Below are 16,453 nucleotides of genomic sequence, written 5' to 3'. Positions count from 1 at the left end.
ATGCCGGTGGGCCGGCCTGCTCCTGCTGCAGGCCGGCCCACCGGCATATCGAATGACGTATCGACGGTTTTCCGATGATTTTCAGATGCGTACGGCTTCGAACAGGACGGCCTGCGCCGGATGCAGCGCCGGCGGACGGATGCCGTAGGCCTGCAGGGCCCGCGCGTCCATGGTCACGCCGTTCTCGTTCCACCAGCCGAGCCGGGTCTGCCCTGTCGCGGCCCACGATCCCATCAATCCGTCCTGCAGGCTGACCGGCAGCGGCCGCACAAGATAGGCGGCGTCCCCGTCCAGTCCGGGCAGGCGCACAGGAGCGGCCGGATATGTGGCCGACGTCGTCAGCTGGGTGAACCGGTAGATGGCCTTCGACTTGTCGGCGCTGACGACGCCGTCCAAACGCACGGCCGGATCCGCGTCGTCGCCATGCACGACGACGCCGGACGCGAACATGTCGCGATGCTCCTTATAGGCGTCCACCCACATGCGCAGCTTGTCGATATCGGACTGCGGCTCCTTCAGCAGATTCCATTCGATGCCCATATGGCCGAAGAACGTCATCGCCATGCGCAGTTCCTGGCTGGTGGCGCGATGCGTGGAATGCGCCGGGCTGGCGCCGACATGTTCGCCGATCATTTCCGGCGGCACCAGCAGCGACGTGTAGCGCTGGATGTCGGCGCGCTCGACCGGATCGACGCAGTCGGATGCCCAGATGCGGTCGGCGACTTCCAGAATGCCCAGATCGACGCGGCCGCCGCCCGAAGAGCAGCTTTCGATTTCCAGTCCGGGATGCGCCGCCTTCAGGTCGCTGAAGATACGGTAGACGGCCAGCGTCTGCCCATGCACCGCCGGACGGCCGGAATACGGCGACACCGCTTCGGTGACCAGCTTGTTGTGATCCCACTTGATGTAGTCGATGCCGAGTTCGCCGACCAGGCCGTTCATCACGTCGTAAACGTATCGATAGGCGTCGGGATTGGTCAGGTCGATGACCTGCTGGCTGCGGCCTTGCATCGGCAGACGGTTCGCGGTGGGTTTCAGCACCCAGTCCGGATGCGCACGGAACGTGTCGGAATCCGGGTTGATCATTTCCGGTTCGAACCACAGGCCGAATTCCATGCCCTTGCCGTGCACGTAGTCGGCCAGCGCCTTCAGGCTGCGGTCGCCGTCGGGCCACACGTCCCGCGAGATCCGCCAGTCGCCCAGACCTGAGGTGTCGTCGCGGCGCGAGCCGAACCAGCCGTCGTCGACGACGAATCGTTCGACGCCGGTTTCGCAGGCCTTGTCGGCGAGCGCGGCCAGAGTCTCGTAATTGTGTTCGAAATACACGGCTTCCCATGTGTTGAGGATGACCGGGCGCGGCTTGGCGGCGATGCCGTACCGTTCGCACCAGGCGCTGCGGACGCCGCGCAGGTGCGCGTGGAAGCGCGCGGCGACCTCGTTCAGGCCGTTGCCGTACGAGCCGTACACCCATGGGGTCGTATATGCTTCGCCTTCGGCCAGTGTGATTTCGCCGCCGAACAGCACCTCGCCGCCGCCGATGAGACCGGTGGTGTATGGCAGGCGTTCCGCGGAGAGGACGCTGTTGCCGCTCCATGCGACGTGTACGGAGTATACGTCGCCGTGCTCGAATCCGAATCCGGGTTCGCCGATGTTCAGCAGCAGGGAGGCATCGAAGTCCGGACGACCGACGAGGCTGGCTTTGGAGAAGCGCCCGATGGTGAGCGGCTGGCGCTGCGGGGAGCGTTCGCGCAAGTGATGGCCGGTGGTGGTCAGGATTTCGGTTGCGATGGCCGGCACGGGGAAGCCGAGCTCCACGCCGCCCACTTCCAGCGGTGCGGCGGCGGTGTTGGCGAGCGTCGCATGCTGGCGGAGCAGGCCGTTGTCTTCCAACTGTGCTTCCCAGATGAGGCTGACGCCTTGTTCGGCGTCGGCTGCGGTGACGCGGCAGGTATCGCCGTCCGCTTCGATGGCGGTGCCGGTGAATTTGCATAGGATCTCACGCCCGTCGCGGCGCAGGGTCAGGCGAGGCTGCCCGATCCAGGATTCGGCCTGCGTCGGCATGATGCTGGGCCATGCGGTGTCGTCAAGTGCGCCGGAGACGCGCTGCGGACGCTGCGCGTCGTACAGGCCGAGCACGGTTTCGGGCGCATGCAGCGGGCGGCCCCAATGCACAAGGCGCGGCAGCTGGCCGGCCGCGCAGACCAGCGCGTATGCGACGCCCGCCTGCGGCCGTTCCGCGTACACGGCGGTCAATGCGGTGCCGTCGGAAGCCGTTCCGTGAAAGAGTTGAATGTGCGTCATCGCCCCATCCTTATTCGATTGGTTACATTCCTGTACCGATAGTAGATGATTGGTTTTTCTTGCGTCGACACCGAGTGTTTCCCGATGATGGAAAGAAATACCGCGCGCGATCGGGCAGGAGCGCCTGGGATACGCCGTCGCATATGTGTCGGGAGAATCATCGGCCGTCGCGTTTCGCAATGAAAAACGCGGTGAGGATCCCGGCGCATTCGTGTTCGAGGATGCCGCCGTATACTTCGGGGACGTGCCCGATATGCGGATCGCGTGGAATGTCCCATACCGATCCGCAGGCGCCCAGTTTGGCGTCCCATGCGCCGAAGACGATGCGTCCGATATGCGTCTGCACGCAGGCTCCCGCGCACATCGGGCAGGGTTCCAATGTGACGACGAGCGTGCAGTCGGCCAGATTCCAGGCACGGGTGCCGTTTTCCCCCATGCGCGTTCGCGCCGCCTGCCGCATCGCTTCGACTTCGGCATGCGCCAGCGGATCGCCATGCGTCTGCCTCCGATTGCGGCCGCGGCCGATCACATCGCCGACGGCATCCAAGACGACGGCCCCGACCGGCACCTCCCCCTCTTCGGCGGCTTCTTCGGCCAGCCGCAATGCCTCGTCCATCGCGCTGCGTTCCTTCGACAACATGCCTCCAGTGTACGGGCCACGGCAACCTTTACCCTGAAAACGGGCCATTATAAGGGAGGAATGCACCATGGACGTATTCACGCTGATTCTGTTCATCGTCGCGGCGGTGGTGCTGTCGTCATTCCTCAGCCGCTTCATTCCCAAGGTGTCCACGCCGCTTGTCCAGATCGCATTGGGCGTGCTGATCGCGCTTACGCCGACCTTCCCGGATGTGACATTGGATCCGGAACTGTTCATCGTCCTGTTCATCGCGCCACTGCTGTATTTGGAAGCGCATGAGATCGACAAGCAGTCATTGCTGAAAACGCTGCAGCTGTCGTTGTCGCTGGCCATCGGGCTGGCGATCGCCACAATGGCCGCCGTGGGGTTCGTACTGCATTCGATATGGCCGGCCGTGCCGTTGGCCGCGGCCCTGGCCTTGGGCGCGGCCCTGGGGCCGACGGACGCGGTGGCCGTCAGTTCCCTGGGCAAGGACGCCGCGTTGACGCAGCGTCAGAAAGGCGTGCTGCAAGGCGAATCATTGTTCAACGACGCCTCCGGCATCATCGGCTTCCAATTCGCCATCGCGGCGGCCTTCACCGGCGACTTTGAAGTCGGGCAGGCCGCAGGACGATTCGTCATCATGTTCATCGGCGGCGCGATATCCGGTCTGCTGATCGGCATGCTCGCCAACCTGCTGTTCGAATCATTGCGCGCCTTCGGCTGGGAGAACACCACCACACGGATCCTGATGGAACTGTTCCTGCCCTTCATGCTGTACATGGGCGCGGAATCGCTGGGCGTATCCGGCATCCTCGCCGTCGTCACGGCCGGTCTTGCCACCCGCTTCGACCGCAGCGCGGTCGGCCCGAACGTCGCGCGCACCAACATCGTCGCGTCAAGCGTATGGGCGGTCCTGTCGTTCACATTGAACGGCATCGTCTTCATCCTGCTGGGCATGCTGCTGCCGAACGCGATGTCGGCCAGCTGGGACGATCCGACCGTCAGCAACATCCGTCTGCTGGGCACCATCGTGGTCATCGCCTTCGTCGTCGTCGCCATGCGATTCGTCTGGATCGCCGGCATGCTGCGCATCGCCCGCGACCAGACCACGCATCTGCGCCGCAGGATGACGGCGGAACGCTGGCGGTCGGCCGCCATCATGACCTTCGGCGGCGCAAAAGGCACCATCACCCTGGCATTGATGTTCACCATCCCCTACGCGATGTCCGGCGGCGTGCCGTTCCCGATGCGCGACGAACTCATCTTCATCGCCGGCGGCGTCATCGTCATCACGTTGCTGCTCGCAAATTTCCTGCTGCCTCTTATCGCCCCCAACCGCAACGCCAAAACGTCCCGCGAACTCGACGAAATCACCATCGAGGTGCTGCGCCGCACCGTCGAGGAGCTCACCGGGCGCATCACCGCGGACAACCGGCGCGCCGTGCTGATGGTCGTCGACTCCTACACCAAGCGCATCACCCGGCTGAAGCAGCGCATCGGCGCCATCGACCCGGACGGCTACCTGCGGCTGCAGATCGATGCATTGAATTGGGAGAAGGATTACGTCATCGACCGCATCCACGCCCTCAAGCAGACGGCGGGCCAGGCCGGGGAGCACGTCGAGACCGAAGCCTGCGAGCGCATGCTCGACCAGATCATGAATTCGCTTCGTCATGTCGACGCCGAACGGCATTCGCGCAAGACGTTGTGGCGCATCAAGGGGCGCATGCGGGCGATGCAGCGTCAGGCGGCGACGCTGATGCGGCGCGCCGGCAGCAAGATCCGCCATACCACGCCCCTGTTCAGCGAGGACGAGCTCTTCGCCTGCACGCGGCGCATCCAAGTGGACGCCATCGAATATGTCATCGACCGCCTGTATGAGGAGATGCGGCACAGCACCTACAACACCGAATACTGCTCGTCGCTGCTGCTCGACTATCGTCGCGCCGAGGCGGCGTTGCGCTCCCGGCCCGACATGGGGGTCAGCGCGGCGGCGATCGCGCAGACGAACGACGTCAAACGCGAAAGCTACGGCATCGAATTGGGCATCATCCAGGACATGCTCGAGGCGGGCGACATCAACCGCGCGCAGGCCAAGCGACTGCGCCGCAACGTGTATGTGATGAGCGTGGACGCCGACGCCAACGTGTGACGCCGACGCATCGATGTGACGCCGACGTCATGCCGGCGTCACATCACGCCGGAGGCGATGCCGTTCGTCACCAGCCACTGGCCCAGATCGCGGAATTCGTCCAGGCTCACCGCATGATCGAGCCTGGCGTATTCCTTGACGGTCAGCCATGTGTGCTCCTCCAGCCAAGCCGATGCGGCATGCAGCTCATAGCGCGCGACCACCGTATCGCGTTGGCCGTATCCGTAGAACACCGGAATGTTCATCGCCGCGACGCGATCGTCCGCAGGCGCGGTTCCCGGCACATTGCCCGGCGCCACAAAACCGGACAGGCTGACCGCCGCGCGGTAGCGTTCCGGATGCACGCGCAGCAGATGCACGGCCAGCAGGCCGCCTTGCGAAAAGCCGATGGGCACGATGTCGCGGTCTTCGGGGACATTGCCGGCGACCCATGCGTCAATCGCCTGCGCCGCCGCATACGCATCGCAGTCCAGATCATCGCCGGACGGCACCGCGTCATGGAACCATGAATACGCGCCCTGCGTCATGCCGAATCCCGCGCCCGGCCCCTGCAGCACCAGCGGCGCGCGCAGGGAGGCGTAGTCGTTGTACGGGGCGACGTAACGCATCATATCGGCCAGATCGGCCTCATTCGACCCCCATCCGTGCAGGCACAGGAACAGCGGGCGGTTCGGCGCGGCCGTGCCTCCCCCACGCGACCATTGCGCGTATTCGATCTTCAACGGGTCTCCGAAACGACCCGGCACGACAGAGGATTCACGACCGATGATGGACTGCGAAGCTTCACTCATACAAGCCACTATAAGAGGCCGGCCGCCCAGCGGATCATTGCCGGGCTCCGTCCTGCGACTGCAGGGAGGAAAGCTCACCTCCCCACAGTTCCTGCAACGACGTCATCGCATCGGCCTCACCGAACACCATCCAACGTTCGCCGCCCAACAGCCGCCATTGCGTCATATCGACGGCATCGTCACCGGCGACCGCGCCGATCGCGTCGCCGACACGAGACCCCAATGCGGCACGCGCGGTCTGTGCGGCGAACTGCGAATCGAACGACGCGAACGCCACATGTGTATCGGCGCAGAATTCAATGCCGGCCACGCCGGGAAAGCCTCCGCTGCTCAACGCCTGCCAGCCGCTCGCGCAATCGCCGGCGACCTGATCAATCTGCCGCTCCATCGCCGCGATATCATCGACCGGCGCCTCGTCGCGCATCTTCGGCTGAATGACGCCCTGCGGGAATACGACGCCGATCACGACGCCCAGAACCAGCAGCAGCGTCGAACACAGCAGCATCATGATGCCGCCGGACGCGACGCCATGACGGCTTGCGCGCTTCGGCATCGCCGCCCGCGCGATGACGACCAGCAGCAGCGTCAACGCTATCAGCGCAGCGGCGACGCCGGCGATATAGCGGCCGCGGACCGGCTCCAGAACGCCGATCATCGCGGGAGCGGCCTCATGCACCAGCGAAGACGCCGCGGCAAGCACCGCCAGCAGACCGCAGATCAGCGCATACACGCTGCAATGCCGGCTCAGCGGGCTCGTCAAACGCACATCCTGCGCGCGCATACCTTTTCGTCCATGCACACGGTCGAATTTCGGAGACCCGAAATCATCGTTCTCATCATCGGCATTGGCGAAAAAATCGTATTCGTCGTCATCGGCCATCGCCATCACCCCGCTCCCTCGGTGCCGTCACCTGACTCCAGTGTATCGGGAAAAGACAGAAAACAGCGGCATCGCGGCAATGCCGAGCGGCGTATCGTCAGTCGGTGATCCGCGCCCTGTAGAAATTCACATACGAGCGGCTCGGGGTCGGGCCACGCTGGCCCTGATAGTGGGAGCCGGTCTCCTTCGAGCCATACGGATGCTCGGCCGGAGAGGACAGCTGGAAGAAGCACATCTGACCGATCTTCATGCCCGGCCACAGCTTCACCGGCAGCGTCGAAACATTCGACAATTCCAACGTGATATGCCCTTCAAAGCCGGGGTCGATGAAGCCTGCGGTGGAATGGGTCAGGATGCCAAGGCGTCCCAGCGAGCTTTTGCCTTCAAGACGCGCGGCGATCGTGCTGTCAAGCTTCACGTATTCCCAGGTGGAGCCCAACGCGAATTCGCCCGGATGCAGGATCCACGGCTCGTCCGGGGCGACTTCGAACTGCTCGGTCAGCTCACCCTGGTTCTCCGCCGGATCGACGTACGTGTAGGCGTGGTTGTTGAACAGGCGGAAGAAACGGTCCAATCGAACGTCGATGGACGCCGGCTGCACCATTTCGGGCGTCCACGGATCCAAATCGATATGACCATCGGCTCGGGCGGCCAGAATGTCGCGATCGGACAACAGCATTGCGTTCCTCCACACATGCGTGACGCCGGCTGCCTCTTGCGCATCCGCATGTCTGCTGCATCGTTCAGGTCACAGTCCGGCGAACAAATGTAATGTATCTCTGGTCTTCAGTCTAACGACGACCCCAAACCACCGTCCGCATCGCCTCGTCCCGCATCGTTCCGGTCTCGCCGGCCGAGTCAATCCCCAAATCGTCAGCCTCGACAACGTGAAGCCAGATTTCACGATTTTGGCTGCCGACGCTACCGATGGCGCAAACCGAATTCTGAATTCTCAGGAATTTCACAGACAACACAAGCGCTGTGCCCAGCAAAGGGTGGTTACATAATAGACATCAGCAGACGCGCTGATCAGGAACACCAGTTCCCGACAATTGAACCCCTTTCTTCTTCTCTCTCCTTTCTCTCCCCGGCGGTCACCCCGCCGGGGTTTCTTTTTGTCTGAAGCCCTAGCCGCCCTCCTTCGCGGTCCCGTCCCGCCGTCCTATCGTAAGGAGGAGGCCTTCATCGTCCGACAGCGACCATTTCTGCCATATTCGACGAATCCACTGGCCAATATGGTCGCAAACAGACCCCTAAAGCGACCAAAACCGCCATGTGCCTTCGTCTTTCCTGACAATTTTGGTCGCAGACGGCCTAAAAAAAAACGGCCAAACCCACCAGCAGGTTTCACCCCGGCCGGCGGGTTTGGTCGTTAGCGACATGTCAGATGTGCATTACCTGCTTTTCGCCATCGCACGCAACACGCACTTGCGCAGTTCGGAGGCGATCAGCACGAACGCGGCCAGGCCGATGCATTCCAGCCACGCGGTGACGCCCAGCGGCGTGGTGCCGAAGGCGGTGTTCAGGAACGGCACGTAGATGACGACCAGCTGCAGCACGATGGAGATGCCGATCGCGCCCCACAGCCACTTGTTCGAGAACATGCCGACGAACACGCTCTGCAGGTGCGAACGGGAGGCCAACGCGTTGAACAGCTGGGCGAACACCAGAATCGTGAAGCCCATCGTACGGGCCTCGACCATCTGCGCGTCATGGCCCAAGGCGTCCACGGAACGATCCGTGAACAGGCCGCCGGCCAGATGCATGTCCATGCCGATCAGCGTGACGGCGGCCATGATGATGCCGATGTAGATGATGTCGCCCCACATCTGCGCGTCGATCACACGGTCGGTGAGCTTGCGCGGCTTGCGGTCCATCACGTCTTCGGTGGACGGGTCGACGCCCATGGCCAACGCCGGAGCGGCGTCGGTCAGCAGGTTGATCCACAGCAGCTGGGTCGCCAGCAGCGGCACGGTCACGCCCTGGGAGCCCGGCTGGGTGATGCCGAGGAAGCCGGCGAGCATGACGCCGCCGAACACGGTGAACACTTCACCCACATTGGAGCTCAGCAGGTAGCGCAGGAACTTGCGGATGTTGTCGAAGATGCCACGGCCTTCGCGCACGGCGGCGACGATGGTGGAGAAGTTGTCGTCGGCCAGAATCATCTTGGCGGACTGCTTCGTCACTTCGGTGCCGGTGATGCCCATCGCGACGCCGATATCGGCGCTCTTGACGGCCGGTGCGTCGTTGACGCCGTCGCCGGTCATCGCGGCGATGTTGCCCTGGCGCTGCAGGGACTCGACGATCTTGAGCTTGTGCTCCGGCGCCACGCGGGCGTAGACGGAGACTTCGGAGGTCGCCTTGTCGAAGGCGGCTTCGTCGGTCAGGGCGTCAAGCTGGTCGCCGGTCAGGGCCTTGCCGCCCTTTTCGATGATGCCCAGATCGGAGGCGATGCGGGCCGCGGTCAGCGGGTGGTCGCCGGTGATCATGACGGTGCGGATGCCGGCGCGGTGCGCCTCGGCGACGGAGTCACGAACTTCGGTACGCGGCGGGTCGATGATGCCGACCATGCCGTTCCAGATCAGATCGGCTTCGATGACGTCGCTCTGCTCGGCGATGTCGGTGACTTCGCCGGCGGCGTTGGCCTTCACGCCGGGAACGCTGCCCAAGGAGGTGACGTCCAGCGGACGATACGCCTGGCCGAGGGTGCGGTAGGCTTCGCCGGACAGGCGTTCAACGGTGGAAAGGATGGTCTGACGGTCGCCTTCGGTCAGCGGACGGACCTGGCCGGCCACGGCGATGCGCGTGCAGTAGCCCAGCAGCACGTCCGGGGCGCCCTTGGCGAATACGGTCAGCTTGCCGGCTTCGGCATTGTCCTTCGCGACGATGGACATGCGCTTGCGTTCGGAAGTGAACGGGATTTCCGCGACGCGCTCGAAATGCGCGTACTTGGCGTCGGCCTTGACCTTGCGGGCGGCGACGACCAGCGACACTTCGGTCGGGTCGCCGACGATCTCCCAGGTGCCGGGCTTGTCGCCCTTGCGCAGTTCGCCGTCGTTGGCCAGGTTGCCGGCGCCCAGCGTGGCGACGACCTCGCCGGCCAGAGCGTCGGAGACCGGCTCGGAGCCGAGCGCGACCATATTGCCTTCCGGAGCGTAGCCGGTGCCTGTGATCTGCACTTCGCCGCTCGGGGTGACCACGCGTTCGACGGTCATTTCGTTGCGGGTCAGCGTACCGGTCTTATCCGAGCAGATGACGGATGCGGAGCCCAGCGTTTCGACGGAATGCAGCTTCTTGACGATGGCGTTGTGCATGGCCATGCGCTGCACGCCGAGGGCGAGCACGACGGTCAGGATGGCGGCGAGGCCTTCCGGCACCGCGGCCACGGCCAGGGACACGGCCAGCAGCAGCGAGTCGATCACGTCATGGATGTCATGGAAGCCTTCCATGACGGCGAGCGCGACGAGCACGACCACCGCGATGATGCACACGGCGATGCCGAGGATCTTGGAGACGTAGTTCATCTCCTTCTGCAGCGGCGTCGCCTCGTCTTCGGTGGCGGACAGCAGATCGGCGATCTTGCCGACCTGGGTGTTCATGCCGGTGCCGGTCACGACGGCACGGCCTGTGCCCTGCGTGACGGACGTGCCGTTGAAGACCATGTTGGCGCGGTCGCCCAGAGCCTTCGCACTCTCCAGGGTTTCCGGCTTCTTGCCGACCGGCACGGATTCGCCGGTGAGGCTTGCCTCCGCGATGCGCAGCGATGCGGCGGCGAACAGACGGCCGTCGGCGGAGACGGTGTCGCCCTCACCCAGCACGATGATGTCGCCCGGCACCACTTCGGAGGTGTTGACGCGTGTGATCTTGCCGTCGCGCAGCACGTTCGTCTGCGGGGCCGTCATCTGGCTCAGCGCTTCGACGGCCTGCTCGGCCTTGGCTTCCTGGATGTAGCCGAGCACTGCGTTGACGATCAGGATCAGCACGATGACGATGGCGTCGAACGGCAGCGCTTCGCCGCCTTCGGCGCCCGGAACTTCGTTCATCTTCTCGATGAACCATGCGATGACGGAAATCACCGTCGCCGCCAGCAACAGATACACCAGCGGATCCTGGAACTGCTGCAGGAACTTCTTCCACTTCGGAACCGGCGGAGCGCCTTCCAGCTCGTTCGGACCGAACTTCTCCAGACGACGCTTCGCCTCGTCGGAGCTCAGACCGGTGGACGGGTCTACATTCAGGGCTTTCGCTACGGCCTCGGCATCGGTCAGCGACGGATCGACGTCGTTGAGCAGCGCCTTCTGGGCCAAAGTGGCATCGGATTCCCGGACAGAGTTCGCTTCAGATCCGGATCGGTGTTGATCTTTCCTACGATCAACCATAGTTATCTCCTCGGTCTGCCGCGGAGTAGTCAGTCCTCATGCGGACGGGGCATGCATGGCCCTCGTCAAGGCATGGCAAGACTGCGCGGTCATGGGCATCGGCGCATATGCTGCCGATGCATCTCCCCCATTATTCCATATATCCTTTACCTTGCCGGGCAGCGAAACGGTACGGGATACGCCCCGGCATGCCCGCACCACAAGTTGAGGGGTGCTGGGACAATACGTTTTATGGCTACTAAGAAAGGTCCGACCAAGGGGTCGGGTGGAAAACATCGCAATAAGCTGCGCGGTCACGGCCCCACGCCGAAGGCCGAGGATCGCGTGTACCACAAGGCATACAAAGCCAAGAAGGTGGCCGATCGTCGTAAAATGGCCGATCCGCGTCTGGCAGCACGCCGCCGCGCCGCCAAGTTCACGTCCGATTCCGACGATCTGGTCATCGGCCGCAATGCCGTTCTCGAAGCGTTGCGCGTAGGCGTTCCCGCGACGACGCTGTATATCGCGGCGCGTTTGGAGCATGACGACCGCACCCGTGAGATCGTGCGTCTTGCCGGCATCCATGGTCTGCATCTGCTTGAAGCCGATCGTATGGAAATGGATCGCATCGCACGTTCCGGCAATCATCAGGGCGTCGTGCTGAAGGCGCAGCCGTATCAGTATTCCTCGCTGATCGAACTGGCCGAACGCGCCGAAAAGAAGGCGCGCGCCATGGAAGCCGCCGATTCGAAGGCCGCCCGTCTTGCCGCACGCCCGCTGTTCATCGCATTGGATGGCGTCACCGATCCGCAGAATCTGGGCGCGGTGATCCGTTCCGCCGCGGCGTTCGGCGCCAATGGCGTGATTCTGCCGGAACGCCGCTCCGCTTCCGTGAATGCCGCCGCCTGGAAGGTGTCCGCCGGCGCCGCCGCGCACATGCCGGTGGCCCGCGTGGTCAACCTGAACAAGGCGCTGGACGGTTTGAAGGAACGCGGCTACTATGTCGTCGGCCTTGACGGCGGCGGTGATGCGCTGGTCGGCGGAACCGGTTTCGAGACCGATCCGCTGGTCGTCGTGCTTGGCTCCGAAGGCAGCGGCCTGAGCCGTCTGACGCGTGAGACCTGCGATTCGATCGCCGGCATTCCGATGTCGAATATGGTCGAATCCTTGAACGCGTCCGTCGCCGCGGGCATCAGCCTGTACGCCGTCGCCCGCGCCCGTCGCGAAGCCGCAAAGGAATAACCGCTTCCGAAGAATCGCACAATCCCCGTACCGTTTCCGTTCCAGGCGTCTTCACCACCTGCGAAACGGCAAAGGCACGGGGATTGGCGTTTCATCGCCTGTAGTCATCAGGATTGCGCAGATAGGCATCCCAACATATATATCGGCAGATATGTGATCCGTCCGTCCGATTGCAGATTGTCATTGCACAATACCAAGCATTCGATGCCGCCTTCGCAACCAGCATGTTCTTTCTTTCCGCTTTCAAACTCGGCGATGAAATTATTCAACGCACTGTGACGACGGTAATCTTTCCCCGATTTGATTTCGCACAATATGATGCGTCCGCGATTCGTCTGCATGACGAAATCGATTTCGCCGTTTTTCTTCGTGTTGTAATAGTGCAGATCGAATCCGCGGCTGAGCAGCTCCTGCGCTGCCACATTTTCATAGATCGAACCGAAATTGATGTCATCCTTACGGTTAAGGATTTGTAAATCGACATCGCCCATAAGACGCGAAGTCAGCAATCCGACATCGTTCATGAATAATTTGAATTGACTACGATTTTCGCTGAGACCAAGCGGATAGGCGATTTCCGTGACCCGCGACACAGGCAATGCGACACCGGCATTTGCCAACCAGTCAAATGCCGTTTCCATATTGGCGAAACGCGCGGTCTTGCTCAGCCTTGCATATTTGAATCTTTTATTCTCCGCGTTTAATTGCCCCGGAATCGCCTCGTATACGACTTTTATCTGACGGGCTTCCACCTTGTCCCGCACATATTTCGAAATATCCGCTTCATACATGTCGAACAGATTGCGGTGCACGGAGCGGACACGATTCATATCGCCACTGTCCACGAACGCCTGCACCGCGCTCGGCATGCCGCCGATCATCAGATACTTGTAGAACAGATCGATCAGCTGAGCATGCAGGAAATCCGGCACTTCGCTGCGCTGTTCGCAGGCTTCACGGACTACGCCGAATGCGCCCGCAGGCATACCGTCGGCAAGGCAGAATTCCTCAAAATCCAACGGATACATCGTCATCTGCTGCAGAAAGCCCACCGGGATGGAGCGCACATTGAATGCGTCCACCCCAAGCAGGGAACCGGAAAGAATGATATCGATATCGGAAATTTCCCGAAGGAATTTCACCCAAGTAATAAGGTCTTCACATGCCTGAATTTCATCAAGAAAAACCAACGTCTTGCCGGGAATCAGCTCTTGACGTGACACGACCGATATTCTGAACAGCAGATCGCGGGCATCAGTGGCCTGCGATACCGTCTCGATGGCTGATCGGTTGCCCAGGAAATTGATTTCGGCCACCGAATCGTACATTTCCTCGCCGAAACGCCTGATCAAGGTGGTTTTGCCGACCTGACGGGCCCCGCATACCAACAGGCTTTCATTGCCATGATTCCGCTTCCAATCCAGCAACACCTGATAAGCCTTACGTTTCAACATGTCCAGCCATCCTCGTTAGCAAAATTCTCATCTTTTTACTATATTTTACAGCAAAATTCTCATGAATTCAGGGGGGCTGAGTTGCAAAATTCCAATGTTTTGGTGTGTTTCAACAGCAGAATTCCGACAGGGCGGACGGAACGAAACATGCCGCCGCGCATATACACGTAATCCCGCACCGTCCTTCCGCGTTCAGGGGCCTTGAACTCCATGAACGTCGTTTCTCTCAATCACGGCACTGCGGAAACGTTGATTCGCCGGGAAACCCCGTTCCGCTAAATCACGTCGTTCGTGATGTTTTCGGATTCCGCTACCAAACTGTCACCAGCGTCCTTCGTCCCGCTTCGTGTCATATGTCCATGAATCGAATGGATGCGCTGCCGCACGAAAAGCGTTCGTTCGGCGTCCAGGAACGGTTCCTTATATCCGTTGATGACGGAATGGCATCCCTCCGTTCGAGTGCCCACGCGGTGCGTGAATCCGTTGTCAAACCTCGCCGCGAGAGAAGCCCCACTTGGTCGGAGACTGTCATAAAAGGTTTATGCATCCGCGTTTCCCCATTCAGATGCGCAACGACCGCCCCCGTTCCCGGAAGCGGCCCCTGCGAACTGGACAACGCCCAGCTTTATCGCGTCAAAGAGAGTGTCATGAACAGCTCGAGGCTGACAACGTGTGTCGGCATCAGGCAAGTTCCTCTCGAATCCGGCTGCGGCACGCTGCCATGGTCAGACTGTCAACGGCCTGTTTGACCTTGGGAAGGGCTTCGCGGAAATGCCTCCCGGTTGAAAGAAACGTGCAATCAGGCCTTCGGGTTTGCGATTCGAGGATGCGTCGATATCGTCTTCGCAGCCCCAGCCCGTGATCTCATATTCAATCGGAACGACTTCTCCACGAGTTTGCTTGGACAGCGGAAGCATGGGCTCCTCCCCGAATCACCACACTGCGTTCATATCCTGGCCTTGCTTGAAATTCGAGCGCCGCACTCAAGGCAAAGAAAAGTCTGAACCGGAAGAACAACGGTTTTAGAGGCATGCAGGCCCCCGTATCCGTATATCCACGGGTTTTACGAATACGGGACGGATATGGCGATGCGGGGCGCCTTATGAGGCGGCCCCGCATCGGATCAGGCTCAGTGGCTCCAGACCGCGGCGTCCGGATCGTCGTCCGGATTGTAGCCGTCGTCGTCGGGATCGTTGTAGGTGTATTCGTCATCGATGACGCCGGCGTCCGCCTCTTCCAGCAGCTCGCCCAGCGCCTTCGAATCGAGCTTGTACTTCGGCAGCTCGTCCTTGACGTAACTGCGCACGGCCTCGGCCATCGGCACGTCATGGCCGACTCGTTCGGCCAGATACCAACGGTGCGTCAACACTTCGTGGAAGAACTGCGCCTGTTCGATCTGCGAACGGTATTCGCGCGGAATCATGCGTACGGTCGGCTCGAACACCTCACGCATCCAGTCGGTCGCGACGATTTCCAGATCCTCGCCTTCACGCCATGTGGAGGCACGGTAGGCGTCAAGATCGTTGAGCAGACGACGGGCCTGGTTCTCCTGCACGTCCAGGCCGGTCAGGCGCAGCAGCTTACGGTTGGCGTAGCCGGCGTCCACAACTCGCGGGCGCACCAATACGCGTTTGCCGTCCTCGGCGGTTTTCATTTCCAGCTCGTCGACGTCGAAGCCGAGCTCGTTGAGCTTGTCGACGCGCTTTTCGATCTTCCACATCTCGTCCGGGCTGAACTTGTCGGTATCGGTCAGCGCCGCCCACAGCGAATGGTAGCGGTCGGCCAGGCGGTTGCCGATTTCGATTTCATCCACGTCGCCCGGCAGCAGCTTGCCGGAGCTCAGATCCATCAGTTCGCCGATGATGTTCGTACGCGCCAGGTCGACGTCGTATTCGCGCTGGCCGGAGGTCAGATTCACTTGCAGGTCGCCGGTTTCGGCGTCGACCAGGAACGCGGTGAACGCGTCGGCATCGCGCAGGAACAGCACGTTCGACAGCGAAACGTCGCCCCAGTAGAAGCCGGCCAGATGCAGGCGCACCATCAGAACGGCCAGCGCGTCGATGAGTCGTTCGGCGGTGTCCGGGCGCAGATTGCGGGCGAACAGCGCACGATACGGCAGCGAGAACTTCAGATGCTTGGTGACCAGAATGGCCTCCAACGGCTCGCCTTCACGATTGTGACGGCCCGTCACCACGGCGATCGGCTGCACGGTCGGCAGGTCGAGCTTCTGCAGGCGGCGCAGCAGCTCATATTCCCGTTCGGCGACGGTGCGGGTGATTTCCTTCATCGCGTACACTTCATCGCCGACGTGGACGAAACGCACGACGTGGCGGGAGATGCCTCGCGGCAGGTTGGCGAGCAGTTCGGCGGGCCATGTCGCCAACGGCTTCTCCCACGGCAACGTGAACATCTTCGGGTTCGAGCTCGCGGCGGTAATATTCAGCGCCTGCGGCTCGGGATTGTTGACGGACGCATCTTCCGCCTTCACCGACGTCGCCTTCATCGCGCGCGGATCCATTTGCGAGTAATCCATTCCTGCTTGCATCATAAGGTCCTACTTTACCTACGGGTCTTCCCTCAAGAACGGATGACATGTCATCCATGAACGCATCGGCGCATATCGGCGTTCCATGCCCCGGACCGTCCGAGCGGC

At 61.9% G+C, this 16,453-nt stretch carries 10 protein-coding genes; 2 read left to right on the top strand and 8 right to left on the bottom strand.

Going from position 1 to position 16,453, the window contains the following annotated elements; translation table 11 throughout:
• Nucleotides 1-81 precede the first annotated feature (81 nt).
• Together AC1AX7_RS05165 and AC1AX7_RS05160 are read right to left on the bottom strand one after the other, a co-directional pair.
• Nucleotides 82-2,301, bottom strand: a complete 2,220-nt coding sequence (locus AC1AX7_RS05165; protein ID WP_476509016.1) for an alpha-galactosidase — start codon at nt 2,299-2,301, stop codon at nt 82-84.
• 157 nt (nt 2,302-2,458) lie between these two features.
• A complete protein-coding gene (locus tag AC1AX7_RS05160) occupies nt 2,459-2,941 on the bottom strand; it encodes a nucleoside deaminase (RefSeq protein WP_476509015.1) in 483 nt (160 codons plus the stop codon).
• Nucleotides 2,942-3,008: 67 nt separating this feature from the next.
• On the opposite strand from AC1AX7_RS05160, the gene AC1AX7_RS05155 reads away from it, so the two are divergent.
• Nucleotides 3,009-5,075 (top strand): cation:proton antiporter, encoded by a 2,067-nt coding sequence (locus tag AC1AX7_RS05155; RefSeq protein ID WP_476509014.1) that lies wholly within the window; start codon nt 3,009-3,011, stop codon nt 5,073-5,075.
• A 38-nt stretch (nt 5,076-5,113) separates the two neighbouring features.
• On the opposite strand, the gene AC1AX7_RS05150 is transcribed toward AC1AX7_RS05155, so the two are convergent.
• The 4 genes from AC1AX7_RS05150 to AC1AX7_RS05135 form a co-directional block, all read right to left on the bottom strand.
• Nucleotides 5,114-5,866 carry an alpha/beta hydrolase gene (locus tag AC1AX7_RS05150; protein WP_476509013.1) on the bottom strand — a complete coding sequence of 251 codons (753 nt, stop codon included), beginning with the start codon at nt 5,864-5,866 and terminating at the stop codon, nt 5,114-5,116.
• A 34-nt stretch (nt 5,867-5,900) separates the two neighbouring features.
• Nucleotides 5,901-6,752, bottom strand: coding sequence for a hypothetical protein (locus AC1AX7_RS05145; protein WP_476509012.1), 852 nt, complete (start codon nt 6,750-6,752; stop codon nt 5,901-5,903).
• Between the two features lie 91 nt (nt 6,753-6,843).
• Complete coding sequence (gene dcd, locus AC1AX7_RS05140; RefSeq protein WP_476509011.1) at nt 6,844-7,425, bottom strand: dCTP deaminase; 582 nt, start codon at nt 7,423-7,425, stop codon at nt 6,844-6,846.
• A 715-nt stretch (nt 7,426-8,140) separates the two neighbouring features.
• The gene (locus AC1AX7_RS05135) at nt 8,141-11,125 is read right to left on the bottom strand and encodes a cation-translocating P-type ATPase (RefSeq protein ID WP_476509010.1); all 2,985 of its coding nucleotides are present in this window, start codon (nt 11,123-11,125) and stop codon (nt 8,141-8,143) included.
• 231 nt (nt 11,126-11,356) lie between these two features.
• Here AC1AX7_RS05135 and rlmB point away from each other — a divergent pair, with 231 nt between their 5' ends.
• Nucleotides 11,357-12,346, top strand: a complete 990-nt coding sequence (gene rlmB, locus AC1AX7_RS05130) for a 23S rRNA (guanosine(2251)-2'-O)-methyltransferase RlmB (protein WP_476509009.1) — start codon at nt 11,357-11,359, stop codon at nt 12,344-12,346.
• 107 nt (nt 12,347-12,453) lie between these two features.
• On the opposite strand, the gene AC1AX7_RS05125 is transcribed toward rlmB, so the two are convergent.
• Both AC1AX7_RS05125 and AC1AX7_RS05120 read right to left on the bottom strand, forming a co-directional pair.
• Entirely contained in the window at nt 12,454-13,800 is a 1,347-nt protein-coding gene (locus AC1AX7_RS05125) for an ATP-binding protein (protein WP_476509008.1), read from the bottom strand.
• A gap of 1,129 nt (nt 13,801-14,929) precedes the next feature.
• Complete coding sequence (locus AC1AX7_RS05120; RefSeq protein WP_476509045.1) at nt 14,930-16,345, bottom strand: DUF4032 domain-containing protein; 1,416 nt, start codon at nt 16,343-16,345, stop codon at nt 14,930-14,932.
• Nucleotides 16,346-16,453 lie beyond the last annotated feature (108 nt).

The organism is Bifidobacterium sp. LH_449, from assembly GCF_056356755.1.
The sequence above is the reverse complement of the archived record's forward strand: the minus strand, read 5'-3'. Positions and strand labels throughout refer to the sequence as shown.